Annotated in this window: 16 protein-coding genes and 1 tRNA gene; 8 read left to right on the top strand and 9 right to left on the bottom strand. The window is 70.3% G+C overall.

Translation table 11 applies throughout. The features are described from left to right. Positions 1–122: 122 nt before the first annotated feature. Positions 123–2,801: an ATP-dependent chaperone ClpB gene (gene clpB, locus ACZ61E_RS06830; protein WP_469698187.1), complete on the bottom strand. Its 2,679-nt coding sequence runs from the start codon at positions 2,799–2,801 to the stop codon at positions 123–125. Between the two features lie 183 nt (positions 2,802–2,984). Between clpB and ACZ61E_RS06825 the strand changes: the two genes are divergently transcribed. Beyond that, positions 2,985–3,389 carry a pyridoxamine 5'-phosphate oxidase family protein gene (locus ACZ61E_RS06825; protein WP_469698186.1) on the top strand — a complete coding sequence of 135 codons (405 nt, stop codon included), beginning with the start codon at positions 2,985–2,987 and terminating at the stop codon, positions 3,387–3,389. 149 nt (positions 3,390–3,538) lie between these two features. Here the strand turns inward: ACZ61E_RS06825 and ACZ61E_RS06820 are convergent, their stop codons facing one another. Beyond that, positions 3,539–3,859: a Rieske (2Fe-2S) protein gene (locus tag ACZ61E_RS06820; RefSeq protein ID WP_023539836.1), complete on the bottom strand. Its 321-nt coding sequence runs from the start codon at positions 3,857–3,859 to the stop codon at positions 3,539–3,541. A 292-nt stretch (positions 3,860–4,151) separates the two neighbouring features. Here ACZ61E_RS06820 and ACZ61E_RS06815 point away from each other — a divergent pair, with 292 nt between their 5' ends. Together ACZ61E_RS06815 and ACZ61E_RS06810 are read left to right on the top strand one after the other, a co-directional pair. Beyond that, the gene (locus ACZ61E_RS06815; RefSeq protein WP_469698184.1) at positions 4,152–5,135 is read left to right on the top strand and encodes a helix-turn-helix transcriptional regulator; all 984 of its coding nucleotides are present in this window, start codon (positions 4,152–4,154) and stop codon (positions 5,133–5,135) included. A 197-nt stretch (positions 5,136–5,332) separates the two neighbouring features. Then, a complete protein-coding gene (locus ACZ61E_RS06810; RefSeq protein WP_469698183.1) occupies positions 5,333–6,373 on the top strand; it encodes a helix-turn-helix transcriptional regulator in 1,041 nt (346 codons plus the stop codon). 34 nt (positions 6,374–6,407) lie between these two features. Here the strand turns inward: ACZ61E_RS06810 and ACZ61E_RS06805 are convergent, their stop codons facing one another. The 4 genes from ACZ61E_RS06805 to dnaK form a co-directional block, all read right to left on the bottom strand. Beyond that, the gene (locus ACZ61E_RS06805) at positions 6,408–6,884 is read right to left on the bottom strand and encodes a heat shock protein transcriptional repressor HspR (RefSeq protein ID WP_078075943.1); all 477 of its coding nucleotides are present in this window, start codon (positions 6,882–6,884) and stop codon (positions 6,408–6,410) included. A 5-nt stretch (positions 6,885–6,889) separates the two neighbouring features. After that, positions 6,890–8,098 carry a molecular chaperone DnaJ gene (gene dnaJ / locus ACZ61E_RS06800; RefSeq protein WP_469698181.1) on the bottom strand — a complete coding sequence of 403 codons (1,209 nt, stop codon included), beginning with the start codon at positions 8,096–8,098 and terminating at the stop codon, positions 6,890–6,892. Between the two features lie 83 nt (positions 8,099–8,181). After that, positions 8,182–8,862 carry a nucleotide exchange factor GrpE gene (gene grpE, locus ACZ61E_RS06795; protein WP_469698180.1) on the bottom strand — a complete coding sequence of 227 codons (681 nt, stop codon included), beginning with the start codon at positions 8,860–8,862 and terminating at the stop codon, positions 8,182–8,184. Further along, the gene (dnaK, locus tag ACZ61E_RS06790; protein WP_469698178.1) at positions 8,859–10,721 is read right to left on the bottom strand and encodes a molecular chaperone DnaK; all 1,863 of its coding nucleotides are present in this window, start codon (positions 10,719–10,721) and stop codon (positions 8,859–8,861) included. Before dnaK ends, grpE begins: the two co-directional genes overlap by 4 nt. A 244-nt stretch (positions 10,722–10,965) precedes the next feature. Between dnaK and ACZ61E_RS06785 the strand changes: the two genes are divergently transcribed. The 4 genes from ACZ61E_RS06785 to ACZ61E_RS06770 all read left to right on the top strand — a co-directional run bounded on the left by ACZ61E_RS06785 (position 10,966) and on the right by ACZ61E_RS06770 (position 16,457). Further along, positions 10,966–11,538 carry a sugar transferase gene (locus tag ACZ61E_RS06785; RefSeq protein WP_469698177.1) on the top strand — a complete coding sequence of 191 codons (573 nt, stop codon included), beginning with the start codon at positions 10,966–10,968 and terminating at the stop codon, positions 11,536–11,538. 123 nt (positions 11,539–11,661) lie between these two features. Next, the gene (locus ACZ61E_RS06780; RefSeq protein ID WP_469698175.1) at positions 11,662–13,956 is read left to right on the top strand and encodes a heterodisulfide reductase-related iron-sulfur binding cluster; all 2,295 of its coding nucleotides are present in this window, start codon (positions 11,662–11,664) and stop codon (positions 13,954–13,956) included. Positions 13,957–14,190: 234 nt separating this feature from the next. Beyond that, a complete protein-coding gene (locus ACZ61E_RS06775) occupies positions 14,191–15,366 on the top strand; it encodes an FG-GAP repeat domain-containing protein (RefSeq protein WP_469698173.1) in 1,176 nt (391 codons plus the stop codon). Between the two features lie 137 nt (positions 15,367–15,503). Then, positions 15,504–16,457 (top strand): Yip1 family protein, encoded by a 954-nt coding sequence (locus tag ACZ61E_RS06770; RefSeq protein WP_469698172.1) that lies wholly within the window; start codon positions 15,504–15,506, stop codon positions 16,455–16,457. A gap of 59 nt (positions 16,458–16,516) precedes the next feature. Here the strand turns inward: ACZ61E_RS06770 and ACZ61E_RS06765 are convergent, their stop codons facing one another. Both ACZ61E_RS06765 and dcd read right to left on the bottom strand, forming a co-directional pair. Continuing rightward, the gene (locus ACZ61E_RS06765; protein WP_469698170.1) at positions 16,517–17,014 is read right to left on the bottom strand and encodes a phosphoribosyltransferase; all 498 of its coding nucleotides are present in this window, start codon (positions 17,012–17,014) and stop codon (positions 16,517–16,519) included. A gap of 5 nt (positions 17,015–17,019) precedes the next feature. Further along, positions 17,020–17,595, bottom strand: coding sequence for a dCTP deaminase (dcd, locus tag ACZ61E_RS06760; protein WP_469698168.1), 576 nt, complete (start codon positions 17,593–17,595; stop codon positions 17,020–17,022). 432 nt (positions 17,596–18,027) lie between these two features. Here dcd and ACZ61E_RS06755 point away from each other — a divergent pair. Then, positions 18,028–18,101: transfer RNA gene (locus ACZ61E_RS06755), tRNA-Gly, on the top strand. Between the two features lie 61 nt (positions 18,102–18,162). Here ACZ61E_RS06755 and ACZ61E_RS06750 read toward each other — a convergent pair. Then, positions 18,163–19,824, bottom strand: a complete 1,662-nt coding sequence (locus ACZ61E_RS06750; protein WP_469698166.1) for an allophanate hydrolase — start codon at positions 19,822–19,824, stop codon at positions 18,163–18,165. Positions 19,825–19,858 lie beyond the last annotated feature (34 nt).

Here is a 19,858-nt window from a genome sequence, read left to right as displayed (position 1 = left end):
TCCATCTCCCCCCCCCCCCCCCCCCCCCCCCCCCCGCCCCCCCCAACCCGTTGCGCCCCCCCCCCCCCCCCCCCCCCCCCCCCCCCCCCCCCCCGCGCCCGGCGGCGCGTCCTGCGGCGCCCTTACGGCGTCTTCTCCAAGGAGGGCGCATCGGGCCCGGCGCCCACCGCCCCGTCGGCCGCCGCGACCGCCACCGCGTCCTCCGGCTCCCGCCCGCGCGTCAACGGCCCCACGAGCAGCCCGTCCCCCGCGCGCTCCACCCGCACGGTGTCGCCGTCCACGACCTCGCCCGAGAGGATCTCCTTCGCCAGCCGGTCACCGATCGCCGTCTGGATCAGACGGCGCAGCGGGCGGGCCCCGTAAGCCGGGTCGTTGCCCTCGTCGGCGAGCCAGGCGAGCGCCTCCGGGGTGATGTCGAGCGTGAGCCGCCGGTCCGCCAGCCGCTTGGCGAGGCGGGCGATCTGGAGCTCGGCGATCCGGGCCAGCTCCTCCTTGGAGAGGGCCGAGAAGACCACGAGATCGTCCAGCCGGTTCAGGAACTCCGGCTTGAAGGAGCTCCGTACGGCTTCCAGCACCTGCTTCTTCTTCGTCTCCGCCGACGGGACCGGATCGACCAGGTACTGACTGCCGAGGTTCGACGTGAGGATCAGGATGGTGTTGCGGAAGTCCACGGTCCGGCCCTGGCCGTCGGTGAGCCGGCCGTCGTCGAGGACCTGGAGCAGGACGTCGAAGACCTCCGGGTGCGCCTTCTCGACCTCGTCCAGCAGCACCACGCTGTACGGCCTGCGGCGGACGGCCTCGGTGAGCTGGCCGCCCTCCTCGTAGCCGACGTAACCGGGCGGCGCGCCGACGAGCCGGGCGACGGAGTGCTTCTCGCCGTACTCGCTCATGTCGATGCGGACCATGGCCCGCTCGTCGTCGAAGAGGAAGTCGGCCAGCGCCTTGGCGAGTTCGGTCTTGCCGACGCCGGTCGGTCCCAGGAAGAGGAACGAGCCGGTGGGCCTGTCCGGGTCCGCGATGCCCGCGCGGGTGCGCCGTACGGCGTCCGACACCGCCTGGACCGCCTCAGTCTGGCCGATCAGCCGGTTCCCCAGCCCGGCCTCCATACGGAGGAGCTTGCGCGTCTCACCCTCCAGCAGCCGCCCGGCCGGGATGCCGGTCCACGAGCCGACGACGTCCGCGATGTCGTCCGGGCCGACCTCCTCCTTGACCATGGTGTCCGTGGCGGCCTCCTGCTCCGCCTCGGCCGCGGCCTCCAGCTCCCGCTCCACGGCCGGGATCTCGCCGTGCAGCAGCTTGGACGCGGTGCCGAGGTCGTTGTCGAGCTCCGCGCGCTCGGCCTGGCCCCGCAGCTCGTCCAGCTTCTCCTTCAGCTCACCGACCCGGTTCAGGCCCTGCCGCTCCTTCTGCCAGCGCGCGTCGAGCCCGCGCAGCTCCTCCTCGCGGTCGGCGAGGTCACGGCGCAGCTTCTCCAGACGCTGCTTGGACGCGGGGTCCGACTCGTTCTTGAGGGCCAGCTCCTCCATACGGAGACGGTCGACCGACCGCTGGAGTTCGTCGATCTCGACGGGCGAGGAGTCGATCTCCATACGGAGGCGGGACGCGGCCTCGTCGACGAGGTCGATGGCCTTGTCCGGCAGGAAACGCGACGTGATGTAGCGGTCGGAGAGCGCGGCGGCGGCCACCAGCGCGGCGTCCGCGATCCGCACCTTGTGGTGCGCCTCGTAGCGGCCCTTGAGTCCGCGCAGGATGGCGATGGTGTCCTCGACGTTCGGCTCGGCGATCAGCACCTGCTGGAAGCGCCGCTCCAGCGCCGCGTCCTTCTCGATGCGCTCCCGGTACTCGTCCAGGGTCGTCGCGCCGACCATGCGCAGCTCGCCGCGGGCCAGCATCGGCTTGAGCATGTTGCCCGCGTCCATGGCGGAGTCGCCGCCGGCGCCCGCGCCCACGACGGTGTGCAGCTCGTCGATGAACGTGATGATCTGCCCGTCGCTCTCCTTGATCTCGGACAGGACGGTCTTCAGCCGCTCCTCGAACTCACCGCGGTACTTGGCGCCCGCGACCATCGCGCCGAGGTCGAGGGAGACGACCTTCTTGTCCTTCAGGGACTCCGGCACGTCACCCTTGACGATGCGCTGCGCGAGCCCTTCCACCACGGCCGTCTTGCCGACGCCGGGCTCACCGATCAGTACGGGGTTGTTCTTCGTACGGCGCGACAGCACCTGCACCACGCGGCGGATCTCCTGGTCCCGGCCGATGACCGGGTCGAGCCTGCCGAGCCGCGCCGCGGCCGTGAAATCGGTGCCGAACTTCTCCAGGGCCTTGTACTGGCCCTCCGGGTCGGGTGTGGTCACCCGGCGTCCTCCCCTTGCCTTCTCGAACGCTTCCAGCAGCTTCTTCGCACCGGCCCCCTGCCGGTCCAGTACGTCCCCGGCCTTGCCGCCCTCCGCCGCGATCGCGATCAGCAGGTGCTCGGTCGAGACGTAGTCGTCGCCCAGCTTCCCCGCCCGCTTGCCGGCGTCGCCGACGACCGCGAGCAGCCTGCGGTCGGGCTGCGGCGGCGCGACCGTGGAGCCCCGCACGCTGGGCAGCTCGGCCAGCAGCCGGTCCGCCCCGGACCGTACCTCCGCCTGGTCGGCGTCGACGGCGACCAGCAGATCGGTGACGTTCTCGTTGTCCTCGCCGGCCAGCAGCGCGAGCAGCAGGTGCGCGGGGGTCAGATCGGCATGGCCGGCCGACACCGCGCGCTCGGTGGCGGCGTTGAACGCGTCCTTGCTCTTGTTCGTCAGCTCGGCGTCCACGTGCGGTCTCTCCTCCTCGACTCGGGCCGTCCCGCAACCCCTGGGACCTGACCCACCCAACGTACGCAAAGTTGAGTCTATTCCACTCAAGGCGCGCACGGAACGCCCGGCGGCGGATCGCCGCCCCGGCCCAACTCCCGCCGACCCGCGTCCCCGAGGCCGTTACGCGCCTATTCTTCCGGCATGGCCCAAGACGTACGTGCTCCCGACCCCGGATATCTCGCCTTCTGGGAAGAGCGCCATCTGTGCACCCTCACCACACTCCGGCCCGACGGCACACCGCATGTGGTGCCGGTGGGGGTGACGTACGAACCGGAGGCCGCGCTGGCACGTGTCATCACCAACAAGAACTCGGCCAAGGTGACCAACGTCCTGGCGGCGGGCCCCGACGGGGGGCGGGTCGCGGTCTGCCAGGTCCAGGGAAGGCGCTGGGCGACGCTTGAGGGCCTCGCGACGGTGCGCGTGGAGGTCGATCGGGTCGCGGACGCCGTAGGCCGTTACGCGGCCCGCTACGAACGCACGCCGGCGCCCAACCCGGACCGCGTCGTCATCGAGATCGCCGTCGACCGCGCACTGGGCAGAGGATGACGCGCGCCCCGCGGAGGCCGCCACCACGCGGCACGCGGCGCACCGGCCCCGCACGCGGACAGCACAGCGGCGCCATCGCGTTTCAGGTCCACGATGGCGCCGCTGTGTGGGGGAAGCGCCCGAGCGATCTACTACGACGGGGGAATCGCTCAGGCACTGCGGGGGGTGGCGGAAATGGTCTGTGGTTCGACCAGCTGGTGGTCACGCTGGTCAAGATTGACGAAAATCATGTCGTACCGAATCGCGCAGCGGACGGGCTGCGGCGCCCCCCGGGGCTTCCTCAGACACCGGTAGGCACGGACGTCCTCGTCCTCCTCGCGGACGACGACCACGGGCTCTCCGAACAGGGTGACCATCAGCGAGTCACCACGGTGTGGGATCGCCGTGACGAGATCGATGAAGTGCCATCCGGACCGGTAGGCCGAGGCCATCTCTCGCCGAAAGACCCTGTCGTCCGGCGGGACAGTCATGCGCCCAAGTCCGCCGGTGCGCTGTCCCAGGAGGGATCACTCGGCAGGGCCTGGACGGCGGACACAGACACACTGTCCGCCGAGGGGGTGCCACCCGCGACGAGCGAGCCCGTCACGGCCACCGCAAAAGCAAGTACGCAAAACGCGCGAGCCATCCTCTTCATGGACGATCTCCACCCCATTCTGATCACTATCCTCCCCCCGCGACTAAGACGATGGCCCACGCAGAACGCTTCCACCAGCGAGCGCAGGCATCATGTTCCTGTAATTCAGGACCCTGAGGGGGTGTCAAATGCAGTCAAGTCAGGGAATTGACGGACATAGGCATGGGCCTGGCGAACTATGCGAAGCCGGCAAAAATCTCTACGCGGCGGCTCTGCGCTCCGGCCGGCTGGCCCGGGAGGAGGCGGAGAGCGCGCCCTGCCTGCTCGCCCTCGCGCTACTGCGCCCGGACCCGGACGATCCCCAGTGGCTCAGGCCGGTGTCCCCGTCGATCGCGCTCAATCAGCTCACGCATCCCCTGGAACGGGAGATCCAGGAGCGGCGGCAGCTCGCCATGTCGCTGGCGGAGACCTTCGAACCGTTCATGACGCTCACCGCCATGGACCCCTCGGCCACGCACGCCATCACCGTGCTCGAAGGGCTGAGCCTCATCAACTCCACCCTGGACCGCGTCACCGCGGAGTGCACCGAGGAACTGCTCACGGTCCAGCCCGGCAGCGGACGGAAGCCGGGCTCCCAGGAGGAGGCGCTGCGCCGGGTCCGCCCGCTGCTCGACAACGGCGTGAAGATGCGGACCCTGTACCAGCACACGGCCCGGCACCATCCCGCGACGCTGGCCTACGTGGAACTGGTCGCCCCGGACGGAGTGGAGGTGCGGACGCTCGAAGAGATCATCGAGCGCCTCATCATCGTCGACCGCAAAGTGGCCTTCGTACCCGCCCGCAGCGATCGGCGGATCGCCCTGGAGCTGCGCCACGAAGGGCTCGTCCAGTACCTCGTCGGCGTCTTCGAGCAGTTCTGGCTCCACGGCACGCCCTGGGACGAGCAGTTGTCTTACGCGCCGGAGATCGACGGCATCACCAGCACGCAGCGCTCCATCGCGAAGCTCCTCATCGACGGCCACGTGGACGAGGCGATCGCGCGCCGCCTGGGCATGAACGTCCGCACCTGCCGGGCGCACATCGCCAAGCTGAGCGGCACCCTCGGCAGCGGCAGCCGGGCCCAACTCGGTTATCTCATCGCGCAGTCGGGCATTCTGGACCATGATCACTGATCCTTCCGAAGACGCCACGCCTCGCGCGAACCGCTTGGAAGAGGGGGACGGAGACCGTGACCGCGCCCGGGTGCGACGCGGCCACGGCCGGGATCGACCGGGGGAGTCGGCCACTCCCGACCTGAGGCAACACTCCACCCCCGACTAGGATTTGACCACCTCATCTTGCTGCATTGCACAGAACGGGGGGTGCCCAAATGGGCGGAACCGTAGACAAGCAGACGCATCCACACGGTGACCGTGAGCTGTGCGAGCCGGCGCTCCGCCTCTACACCGAGGCCCTGCGCCAAGGACGGATCGAGCGCACCGCGCTCACACCGGCGCCCTGTCTCACCGACATGGCCCTGCTGTACCCCGATCCCCAGGACGACGCCTGGATGTGCCCCGTGCTGCCCACAGCGGCCCTGGCGCACCTCCTCCGGCCCATCACGCGGGAGATCGACGAGCGCGTACGGCTCACCGCGTCCCTGGTCGACTCGCTCGCGCCGCTGAGCGCCGTCGTCGCCGAGGACCCGGGCCTCTCCATCACCGTGCTCGACGGGCACGAGCTGATCGACGCGAAGGTCGGCGAGGCCGCCCGCGCGGCGACGGTGGAGATCCTCACGGTCCAGCCGGGCTTCAGCCGGGAGCGCGACCTCATGAGGGCGGGGCTCGCCCGCTCCCTCGCCGCCATCGAACGGGGCGCCCGGTTAAGACACCTGTACCAGCACCCGGCGCGCTACAGCCCGCACATCAAGGAGTACCTGGGGCAGGTGCCGGCCGACCGGCTGGAGGTGCGCACGGTCGAGCAGACCGTCGAACGGCTGATCATCGTCGACCGCGCGGTGGCCTTCATCCCCGCCAGCGCCAACCGCCACACGGCCCTGGAGATCCGGCACCCGGCCCTGATCACCTATCTCGTCCAGGTCTACGAGGTCCTGTGGGCGCACGCCACGCCGATGACCGAACGGCCCCCCACCGTCTCCCCCGACGTGCCGGTGACGTCCGTGCAGAGCAGCATCGCCCGTCTCCTCGCCGAAGGCACCAGCGACGAGATGGTCGCGCGCAAGATGGGCATCAGCGTCCGCACCTGCCGCTCCCACATCGCCAAGCTCATGCAGGCCCTCGGCGCCTCGAGCCGCACCCATCTCGGCGCCCTGCTGGTCCAGTCGGGCCTGGCGGGAAGCCGGACGCCCCCCGGATCTCTCCAGGGGGCGACGGGACTCGCGGGCTCGCGTCCCGGCCGGGGCGTGCTGTGAAGGCAGCGCCGTGAGCCGCCCGGGGCACCGCGTCCTAGTCCGACGACAGCTTCGGCTTGGGCCGCCACACCACCAGCGCGCTCGTCTGCTGCACGTCCTGGTACGGCACCAGGTCCCGGCGGTACGACGCGTGCACCTGGGCCTCGCGCTGGCGCATCGCCGCCGCCGCGCCGTCCACCGCCGCGCCGAGTTCCGCCACGCGCGCCTGGAGCGCCGCGACCTGGTTCTCCAGCTCGATGATCCGCTTGATGCCGGCCAGGTTGATGCCCTCGTCCTGCGACAACTGCTGGACCTGCCGGAGCAGTTCGATGTCCCGCGCCGAGTAGCGCCGGCCGCGGCCCGCCGTACGGTCCGGTGAGACCAGGCCCAGCCGGTCGTACTGGCGCAGTGTCTGCGGGTGCAGCCCGGAGAGCTGGGCCGCCACCGAGATGACGTAGACGGGCGATTCTTCGGTCAGTTCGTAGGCTCGGTTGAACGATGAGTGCGGTCGACGCCGCCCGACCCCGTCCATTGGAGTCACGCTCCCTTCGCTGCCTGGAACAGCTCGTCCCGCGGGTTCTCCCCCGCGGTCGCCTTCCGGTAGGTCTCCAGCGCGTCACGGGCCTCGGCGCCGAGATCCTTGGGGACGACCACCTCGACCGTGACCAGGAGGTCGCCACGGCTGCCGTCCTTGCGTACGGCACCCTTCCCCCGGGCGCGCATCGTACGGCCGTTGGGCGTGCCCGCGGGGAGTTTCAGGGTGACCGCGGGACCGCCCAGCGTCGGGACCCTGACCTCGCCGCCGAGCGCCGCCTCCACGAAGGTGACGGGCACGGTGACGGTGAGGTTGTCGTCCTTACGGCCGAAGACCGGGTGCGAGCCGACATGGACGACCACGTACAGGTCGCCCGCCGGACCGCCGCGCTCGCCGGGAGCGCCCTTGCCGCGCAGCCGGATCCGCTGGCCGTCGCTGACGCCCGCCGGGATCCGGACCTGCATGGTCCGCGAGGACTTGGCGCGGCCACTGCCCTTGCAGACGTCGCACGGGTCCTGGGCGATCAGCCCACGGCCCTTGCAGTCCACGCACGGGTCGGTCAGCGAGAAGCCGCCGCCCGTGCCGCGCGACACCTGTCCGGTGCCGACGCAGGTCGGGCAGACCCGCGGCGAGCCGTTCTTGTCACCGGTGCCCGAACACGCCTTGCAGGGCGCCTGGCTGGACATCCGCAGCGGGACCGTGGCCCCGTCGACCGCCTCGGTGAAGCTGAGCGTCACCTCGGACTCGATGTCCTGGCCGCGGCGCGGCTGCGTACGCGTGCCCGTACCGGCACCGCCCCGGTTGAAGAGGCCGCCGAACACGTCCCCGAGCCCGCCGCCGAAGCCGCCGGCGCCGCCCTGGCCCTGGGGTCCCTGCCCGCCCTGGGGGCCGCCTCCGAAGAGGTCGCCCAGGTCGAAGTTGAAGGACCCGCCGCCGCCACCGGCTCCGGGGCCGGCCCGGAAGCCGCCACCGTTGCCGAAGAGCGAGCGCGCCTCGTCGTACTCCTTGCGCCGCTTGGGGTCGCCGAGCACGTCGTTGGCCTCGGAGATCTGCTTGAAGCGCTCCTCCGCTTTGGCGTCACCCTTGTTGGCGTCCGGGTGGAACTCGCGGGCGAGCTTCCGGTACGCCTTCTTGATCTCGGCCTCGGTGGCGTCCTTGGGGACGCCGAGAACCTTGTAGTAGTCCTTCTCCACGAAGTCCTTGGTACTCATTCCCGACGTCCCTCCTCACTGCCCGTCATGCGTACTGCCCATCCGTACCGCCGTGCGCACGTCCCGTACCGCCGGGCCGTGCGTCAGCCCTCGTCCGGGCCACCGCTCTCCTCGTCCGTGTCCGGCTCGTCGGCGTTCGACGCCTTCTCCCCGGGCTGGACCCCCGGCTGGGGCTCCGCCACGGCGACGCGCGCGGGCCTGATGGTCCGCTCGCCGAACCGGTACCCAGGCTGGAGGATCGCGACGCACGTGTCCTCGGTGACATCCGGCGCGTAGCTGTGCATGAGGGCCTCGTGGATCGTCGGGTCGAAGGGCTCGCCCTCCTTGCCGAACTGCTGGAGGCCCATCTTCGCGGCCACCGTCTCCAGCGATTCCGCCACCGACTTGAACCCGCCCACCAGCTCCTCGTGCTCCCGCGCGCGCCCGATGTCGTCGAGCACGGGCAGCAGCTCGGTGAGAAGGCTCGCGACAGCGATCTCCTTGACCGTGACCCGGTCACGCTCGACCCGGCGGCGGTAGTTCTGGTACTCGGCCTGGAGCCGCTGGAGGTCTGCCGTGCGCTCACCGAGCGCCGTACGGACCTGGTCCAGCTGAGCGATCAGCGCCGCCTGCGTTGCGTCCTGCTTTACGTCCCCTGCCGGAGGGCCCGCCGGGCCGGACTCCTTGGCGGAGTCCGGCTCGGCGGCCTTCGGCGCGGCGTCTTCGGGGGTGGCGCCTGAAGGGACGTCGGGCTCCTCTTCGAAGCCCGGAGTCTCCTCCGTCACGCGGCACCGTCCTTCTTGGGCTTCTCGTCGTCGACGATCTCGGCGTCCACGACGTCGTCCGCGGCGCTGTTGCCACCGGCGGGACCGGCCTGCTCCGCGCCCGGGGCGTCGGTGGCGCCTTCGGCCTGGGCGTTGGCGTACATGGCCTGGCCGAGCTTCTGCGAGACGGCGGCGACCTTCTCCGTGGCCGTACGGATCTCGGCCGTGTCCTCACCCTTGAGCTTCTCCTTCAGCTCACCGATGGAGGTCTCGACCTCTTCCTTCACGTCACCGGGGACCTTGTCCTCGTTGTCCTTGAGGAACTTCTCGGTCTGGTAGACGAGCTGTTCGGCCTGGTTGCGGGTCTCGGCGGCCTCGCGGCGGCGGTGGTCCTCGTCCGCGTACTGCTCGGCCTCTTCACGCATCCGGTTGACCTCGTCCTTCGGCAGCGAGGAGCCACCGGTGACGGTCATCTTCTGCTCCTTGCCGGTGCCGAGGTCCTTCGCGGCCACGTGCATGATGCCGTTGGCGTCGATGTCGAAGGCGACCTCGATCTGCGGCACACCGCGCGGGGCGGGCGGCAGTCCGGTCAGCTCGAACATGCCGAGCTTCTTGTTGTAGGCCGCGATCTCGCGCTCGCCCTGGTAGACCTGGATCTGCACCGACGGCTGGTTGTCCTCGGCCGTGGTGAAGATCTCGGAGCGCTTCGTCGGGATCGTGGTGTTGCGCTCGATGAGCTTGGTCATGATGCCGCCCTTGGTCTCGATGCCAAGAGACAGCGGGGTGACGTCGAGCAGCAGGACGTCCTTGACCTCGCCCTTGAGGACACCGGCCTGGAGCGCGGCACCGATGGCCACGACCTCGTCCGGGTTGACGCCCTTGTTGGCGTCACGGCCGCCGGTGAGCTCCTTGACGATCTCGGCGACGGCGGGCATACGCGTGGAGCCACCGACCAGGACCACGTGGTCGATCTCGGACAGCGCGATGCCGGCGTCCTTGATCACGTTGTGGAACGGGGTCTTGCAGCGCTCCAGCAGATCGGCCGTCAGCTGCTGGAACTGAGAGCGCGTGAGCTTCTCGTCCAGGTGCAGCGGGCCCTCGGCGGAGGCCGTGATGTACGGCAGGTTGATCGTGGTCTCGGTGGACGACGACAGCTCGATCTTCGCCTTCTCCGCGGCCTCGCGGAGACGCTGGAGAGCCATCTTGTCCTTGGCCAGGTCCACGCCGTGACCGTTGGCGAACTGCTTCACCAGGTAGTCGACGACACGCTGGTCCCAGTCGTCACCACCGAGGTGGTTGTCACCGTTGGTGGCCTTCACCTCGACGACGCCGTCACCGATCTCCAGGAGCGACACGTCGAAGGTGCCGCCGCCGAGGTCGAAGACGAGGATCGTCTGGTCGTCCTTGTCGAGCCCGTACGCCAGCGCGGCGGCCGTCGGCTCGTTGACGATGCGCAGGACGTTGAGGCCCGCGATCTCGCCGGCCTCCTTCGTGGCCTGGCGCTCGGAGTCGTTGAAGTACGCCGGGACGGTGATGACCGCGTCCACGACCTTCTCACCGAGGTAGGACTCCGCGTCGCGCTTCAGCTTCTGAAGGACGAACGCGGACATCTGCTGCGGGTTGAAGTCCTTGCCGTCGAGGTTGATCTTCCAGTCGGTGCCCATGTGGCGCTTGACCGACCGGATGGTCCTGTCGACGTTCGTGACTGCCTGGCGCTTGGCGACCTCTCCGACGAGCACCTCGCCGTTCTTGGCGAAGGCGACGACGGACGGCGTGGTCCTGGCGCCTTCGGCGTTGGTGATGACGGTGGGCTCGCCGCCTTCGAGAACGCTGACGACGGAGTTAGTCGTGCCCAGGTCGATGCCGACCGCACGTGCCATTTCGATTCCTCCAGCTGACTTGAGTGGAACAGGCTCAAGGATGCACGACCGATCCCCGGCCGTCAACAGAGCTGAGTCGACCCGACTCAACTATCGTGCGGCCCGATTTCCGGGAGCCCTCCCGCGACCGCGCGGTTCCCGCAGGTCCGCGCGCCTTCGGAACTTCCCTCCCGCACTGCGGCACGATCGGTCGCCAAGCGACCGCAAAAGGCGCGATGTCGCATACAACGGTCAGGGAGGCCCCATGGTTCCGGACCTGGATCTGGACCCCAAACGCCTGCTGGACCTGACGCTCGGCTCACTCCTGCTCGTGCTGACCGCGCCCCTGCTGGCCGCCGCCGCCCTCACCCTCACGTTCTCCGCACGGCACCCCGGCGCCGCCTTCACCCACGAGCGCCTCGTCGGCCTGGAGGGGCGCGTCTTCACCGCCCGCTCCCTCGCCACCCGCCGGCACCGGCTGGACCTGCTGTCGCGCCTGCCCCATGTCGTGAGCGGCGACATGTCCCTCGTCGGCCCCGCGCCGCTCCCGCCCGGCGACCCCAGGGCCGCGGCGCCCTGGCGACGCCTCGTACGGCCGGGTCTCACCGGCCTGGCACAGGTGCGCCGCCGCTCCCCCATGCCGTGGGACGAACCCGCGCTGCTCGACCAGCACTACGTGGAACAGCACTGGATCGGACTCGACCTGCTGATCCTCCTCAGGACGCCGGCCGCGGCACTCACCGGGCACGGCGGGGACGCCGCCGTACCGCGCATCCCCGCCCAGGGTCACCTCAGCGACACAGATCACCGCCCGCGCGGCTACAGTGCGGCGGGATAACTGGGTACCCTCAGCACGAACCGATTAAGTTACCGCTTAGTAGAAGCGCTGAGCAGGACCGCTCGGCGGCACCCCCGACGTGGTGCCGCTCGCCCCCACCCTCGCAGGCCCGAGGAGCCCCCAATGCAACTCGCCGCGATCATCGTGTCGCTGGTGCTGACCGTGGTCGGCGTCGCGCTCATCTCCCGAGCCGTCGCCGAGATCTACCGGTTCGTGAAGCTCGGTTCGCCCGTACCGGCCGGCAGCCGCACCGACGATCCCAGAGCGCGCACCGTCACCCTGGCCAAGGAGTTCATCGGCCACACGCGGATGAACCGCTGGGGCGTCGTGGGCTTCGCGCACTGGTTCGTCGCGATCGGCTTCCTGACGCTCGGGCTGACGATCGTCAACGCCTACGGCCAGCTGTTCCAGGCCGACTGGATCATCCCGTACATCGGCACCTTCCTGCCGTACGAGATCTACGTCGAGTTCATCGCCCTCGCGACCACCCTCGGCATCCTCGTACTGATGGCGATCCGGCTGCTCAACCTGCCCTCACGGGCCGGCCGCAAGTCGCGCTTCGCCGGCTCCACCGCCTGGCAGGCGTACTTCGTCGAGTACGTGATCCTCACCATCGGCGCCGCGATCCTGATCCTGCGCGGTCTCGAAGGCGCCCTGCACCACGTCGACGGCTACGAACCGGCGTACTGGGTCTCGTACCCCCTGGTCATGGCGTTCGACGGGCTCAGCCTCGGCACGCTCCAGAACCTGGTCTACCTGACCGCCATGATCAAGCTCGGCGTGACGATGATCTGGGCCATCACCCTCGGCCTCAACACCACGATGGGCGTCGCCTGGCACCGCTTCCTGGCCTTCCCGAACATCTGGTTCAAGCGCGAGGCCGACGGCGGTACGGCGCTCGGGGCGCTGCGGCCGATGGTGTCGAACGGCAAGGAGATCGACTTCGAGGACCCGGGCGACGACGACGTCTTCGGTGTCTCGCAGGTCGAGCAGTTCTCCTGGAAGGGCATCCTCGACTTCTCCACCTGCACCGAGTGTGGTCGCTGCCAGTCGCAGTGCCCCGCCTGGAACACCGGCAAGCCGCTGTCGCCGAAGCTCCTGATCATGTCCCTGCGCGACCACGCGCACGCCAAGGCGCCGTATCTGCTCGCCGGCGGCGGCAAGACCATGGAGGGCGAGGAGAAGGCCACGGCGGAGGCGCTGAAGGACGTGCCCGCCGCCGCCCTCGCGGAGGCCGAGCGCCCGCTGATCGGGACGCTCGACGGCGGCTTCGCCGCGGGCGGCGTCATCGACCCGGACGTCCTGTGGTCCTGTACCACGTGCGGCGCCTGCGTCGAACAGTGCCCGGTCGACATCGAGCACATCGACCACATCGTCGACATGCGCCGCTACCAGGTGATGATCGAGAGCTCGTTCCCCTCCGAGGCCGGGACGATGCTCAAGAACCTGGAGAAGAAGGGCAACCCCTGGGGCCTCCAGAAGAAGCAGCGTCTGGAGTGGACCAAGGAGGTCGACTTCGAGGTGCCGGTCGTCGGCCGGGACGTCGAGGACCTCTCGGAGGTCGACTACCTGTACTGGGTGGGCTGCGCGGGCGCCCTGGAGGACCGCGCCAAGAAGACCACCAAGGCCTTCGCCGAACTGCTCCACATCGCCGGCGTGAAGTTCGCGATCATGGGCGGCGACGAGAAGTGCACGGGCGACTCGGCCCGCCGCCTGGGCAACGAGCCGCTGTTCCAGCAGCTCGGCCAGGAGAACGTGGCGATGCTGAACATGGCGTACGGCGAGTCCCTCGACGAGGACGGCGGGGTCGACGAGTCGACGCGCAAGCCGAAGTCGGCCAAGAGGATCGTCGCGACCTGTCCGCACTGCTTCAACACCCTCGCGAACGAGTACCCGCAGCTCGGCGGCGAGTACGAGGTCATCCACCACACCCAGCTCCTCCAGCACCTCGTGGACGAGGAGAAGCTGATCCCGGTGACCCCCGTCGAGGGCCTCATCACCTACCACGACCCCTGCTACCTGGGCCGGCACAACAAGGTCTACACACCGCCGCGCGAGATCATCGCGAAGGTGCCCGGCCTCCGTAACGAGGAGATGCACCGCCACAAGGAGCGCGGCTTCTGCTGCGGCGCGGGCGGCGCGCGGATGTGGATGGAGGAGCGGATCGGCAAGCGCATCAACGACGAGCGTGTGGACGAGGCGCTCTCGCTGAATCCGGACATCGTGTCGACGGCGTGCCCGTTCTGCCTCGTGATGCTGACCGACTCGGTCAACGGCAAGAAGAACGACGGCAAGGCGAAGGAGTCGCTCCAGGTCGTGGACGTGGCGCAGCTGCTGCTGGACTCCGTACGGGCGCCGTCGGGCCCGGAGGACACTCCGGAGCCCGCGGAGGAACCGGAGCCGGAGCCCGCGACGTAACGCCCTCTTCAGGAGGAGCGCGGCCGGACCTGCCTCGGGGGCGGGTCCGGCCTCTTCTGTGGGCGGACGTCCCTTCCGTAGGAGGCCGTCGTCCGCGCGATCCCCCCGGGCGACCTCCTCACGCGCTCCCCCCCGCGTGTTCGCGATCGGTCTGCGATCGCGACTGGTCCGTTTCCCTACCGCGACGCGCGAACTGGAGCATCATGTGGCAGCGAACGTCCTGCGGCGAGACGGATGGGGGGTGGGGTCGTGCGCATACGCACCGGCGCCACGAGAGCGGTGCTGACCGGCGCCGGCGTCTGTACGGCGCTGGCCCTGCTGCTGACCGGTTGCGGAGGCTCCGCCGACAGTGACGGCGACGGCGGCCCGGGGAACGGCTCCAGGTCCAAGAACGGCGACACCACGCCCCTCGCCGGCGGCGCCTCCGTACCGAAGCGCCCCGTCCCGCGCGGCGACGGCAGCGACGTCCCCGCCGACTTCAACGGCGACGGCCTCCGCGACCTCGTACTGAACGACCTGGTCAGAGCGCCCGACGCGATCCAGGGTGACGACGCCGGCATCGGCATCGTGTACGGCACCGACTCACCGCGCGGTCTCGACCCCGCCGTACGCCAGACACTGAGCCCCACCGCCAACGGCGCCCCCACCGACGGCGTCCTGCCGGCCGCCTTCGACGCCGCGGCCACCTGCGACCTGGACAGCGACGGCTACGCCGACCTGGTCGTGAGCACCGACCCCCCGTACGACGGCCTCGGCCGCCCGCCCGTCCCGCTCCAGCTCCTCTTCGGCGGCCCGGAAGGCATCATCGGCAAGGCGGTCGTACTCAAGATCCCCGCCAAGGCGCGCTACGGCGACGACTGGCCCGACCACCCGGTGTGCGGCGACTTCGACGGCGACGGCGAGCCGGACCTCGCCGTCTCCGCGAGCGCGGGGCAGGTCAGCTATCTGCGGGGCCCGTTCAGCCGCGCGGGCGCTCCCGAGGCGGCGACGGCCCCCGTCCCCGGCGGCGGCCCGGTCCTCTACGCCCCCACGGGCAGGGCGGACACCGACGGGGACGGCTACGACGACCTCGTCCACGCCACCCGCACCCACGAGCCCGGCAGGGCCGGGAAGGGCAAGCTGCTGCTCGGCGGACCGCAGGGCCCCGGTGAGGCGGGCGGCACGTACACCTTCGAGGCCGTCGAGCTCCCGCCCGCACCCAGACTGCCGGGCGCGGAGGGCGAGCCCACCACCGACCTCCTGGACTCCGGGGACTTCACCGGTGACAAACGCACCGACCTGGTGACCCGCACGCACCAGGGCGAGGAGAAGGACCTGATCGCGCTGTACCCCGCCGGGAAGGGCGGGAAGGGCGGGGAGGCCGGCCGGCACCCGGCGATCAGTTTCAGCACGTCGATCTTCCTCAAGTAGGGTCGACCGGGCCCCCCTTCGCAGGTACGGCGAGCCCCCCGGGGTTCCCTTAGGGGATGTCACAGCTCGGCCGCAAAGGCCCGCCGGTTCCGGCCGCTCCGGCCCGGCGCCCGTGCGAAGCGGGTACGTTCGGTGACGTGGCTGGATTCAGGATCGGACGCGGCCGGGACAACCGCACACGCCAACAACAACCGCAGCAGCAGCCGTACGGACGGCAGGCGGCGCCCCCTCCTCAGTACGGAGGCGGACAGCCGGCACCCCCGTACGGCAGACAGCAGCACCCTCCGCAGCAGCAGTGGCCCCAGGCGGGCGCCGGACATCACGGCCCCCCGCAGGGCGGTTACGGCTACCCCGGACCGGGTGGACACGGCGGTCAGGGGGGAGGACACGGCGAACCCGAGTACTTCGGCGACCCGCACAACCAGCACCACGGCGGCGCCCACGACCCGTACGCGAACAACCCGGGGCACACACAGCAGTTCAGCGTGGACGAGAACGGCTACGGCGACGGCGCGACCTACCACGCGGGCTCGGCGCCCGCGCCGTCCGGCCCGCGACTGCACTGGAAGCAGCTGCTGAGCGGCATCGTGCTGCGCCCGAACGCGACGTTCTGGCAGATGCGCGACTACCCGGTCTGGGGCCCGGCACTGGTCGTGACGTTCCTCTACGGGCTGCTGGCGATCTTCGGATTCGACGGCGCCCGCGAGGAGGCGATCAACGCCACCCTCTCGACGGCCATCCCGTACGTCCTCACGACCGCCGTGGCCTTCGTGGTCGGCGGCCTCATCCTGGGCGCGGTGACCCACACGCTGGCCCGCCAGCTCGGCGGCGACGGCGCCTGGCAGCCGACGGTCGGCCTCTCCATGCTGATCATGTCGATCACGGACGCCCCGCGCCTGGTCTTCGCGCTCTTCCTGGGCGGCGAGAACTCACTGGTGCAGATCCTCGGCTGGGTCACCTGGGTCGCGGCGGGAGCGCTGTTCACGGTGATGGTGAGCAGGTCGCACGACCTGCCGTGGCCGAAGGCGCTGGGCGCGTCGGCGATCCAGCTGATCGCGCTGCTGTCGCTGATCAAGCTGGGCACGCTCTAGGGGACACCTGGAACCCGCCGTCGCGGACGGCGGGTCCCCAGGGTGGTCCCGCGTACCGCTCAGGAGTCGAGTATCTGCCCGCCGCGCCGCACCACGGGCGCCTCGACGCTCCACGGGAAGTTGATCCACGCGTCCGTGCGCCGCCAGACGTACTCGCACTTCACCAGCGACTGCGTCTTCTCGTAGATGACGGCGCTGCGGACCTCGGCGACATGATCGAGACAGAAGTCGTGGACGAGCTTGAGCGTGCGCCCGGTGTCGGCGACGTCGTCGGCGATCAGGACCTTCTTGTTGGAGAAGTCCACGACGTTCGGCACGGGCGCCAGCATGACCGGCATCGCCAGGGTCGTGCCCACTCCCGTGTAGAACTCGACGTTGACGAGATGGATGTTCTTGCAGTCGAGGGCGTAGGCGAGCCCGCCCGCGACGAAGACCCCGCCGCGCGCGATGCTCAGGACGACATCCGGCTCGTACCCGTCGTCCGCGACGGCCTGCGCCAGCTCCCGTACGGCGACACCGAAGCGCTCGTACGTCAGGTTCTCCCGTATGTCGTCCACGGCACTCACACCTGCGTCCGGTGGAAGTTGACGAACGAACGGGAGGCGGTGGGCCCGCGCTGCCCCTGGTAACGCGACCCGTAGCGCTCGGAGCCGTACGGGAACTCAGCCGGCGAACTCAGCCGGAACAGACACAGCTGCCCGATCTTCATACCGGGCCAGAGCTTGATCGGCAGCGTCGCGAGATTCGACAGCTCCAGGGTCACGTGCCCGGAGAAGCCGGGGTCGATGAAACCGGCGGTCGAGTGCGTGACGAGCCCCAGGCGGCCGAGACTCGATTTCCCCTCCAGGCGGGAGGCGATGTCGTCGGGCAGCGAGATGACCTCGTACGACGAGGCGAGCACGAACTCACCGGGGTGCAGGATGAACGCCTCGTCCCCGGTCGGCTCCACGGTCCGCGTCAGATCGACCTGCTCGACGGCGGGGTCGATGTGCGGGTACCGGTGGTTCTCGAACACGCGGAAGAACCGGTCCAGCCGCACGTCGATGCTCGACGGCTGCACCATCGACTCGTCGTAGGGGTCGATACGCACGCGCCCGGAGTCGATCTCGGCCCGGATGTCCTTGTCAGAGAGAAGCACGCCCCGAGGATACGCAGAACGCGCGGGCCCACCCCAACTCGGGCAACCCCGCGCGCCCCTGCCGACCACCCGCGTCAGCGCCGCCCGACCTCCACCGGAACGGCATGCCGCAACCGCGCACAACGCGGACACCGAATCAGCCGCCCGGGCCCCAGCCGCCCGTTGTCAAGCTGCTGCATCGGAAACGACGTAGTACTGAACACATGCCCTTCGGCACAGCGGACGACGGTGCGCTCCATCAAATCCATCAGGTCCCTTCCCCAAAACGCGGACGAACCCACACATTAGGGGATGACCGAACCACCACCGGAAGCGGCACTCCGACCCTGGACGCTACGCCCCAACTCCCGCGACCGACAGCACCATCGAGCACACGGAGTCGACAATGGGGTAGAGTGTCCACGGAAGCGCGGATGATCATCAGCGCTCCAAGCGGGTGTAGTTTAATGGTAGAACATGAGCTTCCCAAGCTCAGAGCGCGAGTTCGATTCTCGTCACCCGCTCCACGACGAACCCCCAGGTCATCGACCCGGGGGTTTTTTGTTGTCCAGAACTTTCTCAGCACCGTCAGCTCGTGGCCGCCAGGTAGGCCCGCCAGCCGCCGTAGGCCGTGATGTCCCGGGAGCCGTCGCCGAGCGCCGCGGGTTCGCAGAGGAAGCCGGGGACCAGCGTGCCGTCGGCCAGTTCCACCTTGCCGATCACCATGGGCCGGGGCAGCGAGGCGACAAGGCCGCCCAGGCCGCTGGGCGGTAGCTCCCAGATCTCGACCTCGACGCGGCCCCCGCTGGTGACACGTTCGAGGCCGGGCTTGGGCGGGTCGGTGGGCAGGGCGTGGAGGCGGTAGCGCGGGGCCGTGGTGGTGGTGCGTAGGAAGTGGGCCCCGTGGGAGAGGAGTTGGGAGTTGAGGGGCTGACCGGTGAGGTGGGCGCCGGCCACCGCGATACAGGTGGCCGGGGTGAGCAGGGCGGCGATCCGGGCCAGCCGCTCGTCGGTGTGCGCGCGACCGATGAGCATGACGCCGAAGGGGAGTCCGGAGACCGTGCCACCAGGGACAGCTACCGCGGCCATACCGAAGAGGTTGGTCGAGTTGGTGAATCGTCCCAGCCGAGCGTTGGCACCGAGGGGATCGGCGGCGACGGCGGCGAGGGTCGGGTGGCCCGGCGTGGTGGGCAGCAGCAGGGCGTCCGCGTCGCCCAGCGAGGCGAGGGCCCGGGAGCGCAGTCCGGCCAGCCGGGCGCGGTCGGTGAAGAGGCGGTGGGCGGGGATGTCACGGGCACGGCGGATGATCCCGGCCACGGTCGGGTCGAGGTCCGGCACGTCCGCGCCCAGCGCTTCGATGAACTCCCCCACCGCCGCGTAGCGTTCGGCGACGAACGCCCCGTCGTACAGCAGCGTCGCGGCGTCGAGGAACGGGGCCGGGTCGACGGTGCGCAGGAGGGCCCCGGCCGCTTCCAGCCGTGCGGCGGCCGCCCGGTACGCCTCGTCCCAGCCGGGGTCGAGCTCGCCGAGCGCGGCCGGGTCCGGGACCGCGATCCGCCACGGGCCCGGCGCCCGTGCGGGGGCGGCCACGGCCGGAGCCGTGATCAGGTGGCCGAGCGCCTGCTCCGCCTCGCGCAGGGTGCGGGCGAAGACGCTGACGCAGTCGAGGCTCGCGCACGCGGGAACGACTCCCTCGGTGGAGACCAGGCGCGGCGTGGGTTTGAGGCCCACGATGCCGTTGAAGGCAGCGGGCACACGTCCGGAGCCCGCGGTGTCCGTCCCGAGGGCGAGGTCGGCCATCCCGAGAGCCACGGCCACGGCGGAGCCGGAGCTGGAGCCGCCGCTGATCCGCGCCGGGTCGACGGCGCCCCGCACGGCCCCGTGGACCGGTGAGCGCGTCCCCGTGAGGCCGGTCGCGAACTGGTCGAGGTTGGTGGTGCCGAGGACGATCGCGCCTGCCGCCCTGAGACGGGCCACGGCAGGCGCGTCGTGGTCGGGCGTGTAGGCGTAGGCGGGGCAGCCGGCGGTGGTGGGCAGGCCGGCCACGTCGATGTTGCCCTTGACGGCCAGGAGGCGCCCGGCCAGTGGCAGGTGTTCGCCCGCGGCGATGCGGGCGTCCAGAGTCCGCGCCTCGGTCTCCACCTCGTCCCGCGGGCGGAGGTCGATCCAGATCTCGGGCCGGTCGGCACGGGCGATGAGGTCGTGGGCGGCGCGGACGCGGAGCACGACGGGGCCTGGTGGGGTGGTCACGGGGTTGACTGCCTTTCGACGCGTGCGTGCTGAC

The organism is Streptomyces sp. NPDC104581 (assembly GCF_055583685.1).
Note: the sequence above shows the minus strand (reverse complement) of the source record. Positions and strands in the feature narration are given on the sequence as shown.

What these genes read in the sequence shown, in the direction of transcription:
- dnaJ (WP_469698181.1), bottom strand. Translation starts at nt 8,098, where the DNA reads ATGAGTACCAAGGACTTCGTGGAGAAGGACTACTACAAGGTTCTCGGC.
- ACZ61E_RS06780 (WP_469698175.1), top strand. Translation starts at nt 11,662, where the DNA reads ATGCAACTCGCCGCGATCATCGTGTCGCTGGTGCTGACCGTGGTCGGC.
- ACZ61E_RS06825 (WP_469698186.1), top strand. Translation starts at nt 2,985, where the DNA reads ATGGCCCAAGACGTACGTGCTCCCGACCCCGGATATCTCGCCTTCTGG.
- ACZ61E_RS06775 (WP_469698173.1), top strand. Translation starts at nt 14,191, where the DNA reads ATGGGGGGTGGGGTCGTGCGCATACGCACCGGCGCCACGAGAGCGGTG.
- ACZ61E_RS06805 (WP_078075943.1), bottom strand. Translation starts at nt 6,884, where the DNA reads ATGGACGGGGTCGGGCGGCGTCGACCGCACTCATCGTTCAACCGAGCC.
- ACZ61E_RS06810 (WP_469698183.1), top strand. Translation starts at nt 5,333, where the DNA reads ATGGGCGGAACCGTAGACAAGCAGACGCATCCACACGGTGACCGTGAG.
- ACZ61E_RS06815 (WP_469698184.1), top strand. Translation starts at nt 4,152, where the DNA reads ATGCAGTCAAGTCAGGGAATTGACGGACATAGGCATGGGCCTGGCGAA.
- dnaK (WP_469698178.1), bottom strand. Translation starts at nt 10,721, where the DNA reads ATGGCACGTGCGGTCGGCATCGACCTGGGCACGACTAACTCCGTCGTC.
- ACZ61E_RS06785 (WP_469698177.1), top strand. Translation starts at nt 10,966, where the DNA reads ATGGTTCCGGACCTGGATCTGGACCCCAAACGCCTGCTGGACCTGACG.
- ACZ61E_RS06820 (WP_023539836.1), bottom strand. Translation starts at nt 3,859, where the DNA reads ATGACTGTCCCGCCGGACGACAGGGTCTTTCGGCGAGAGATGGCCTCG.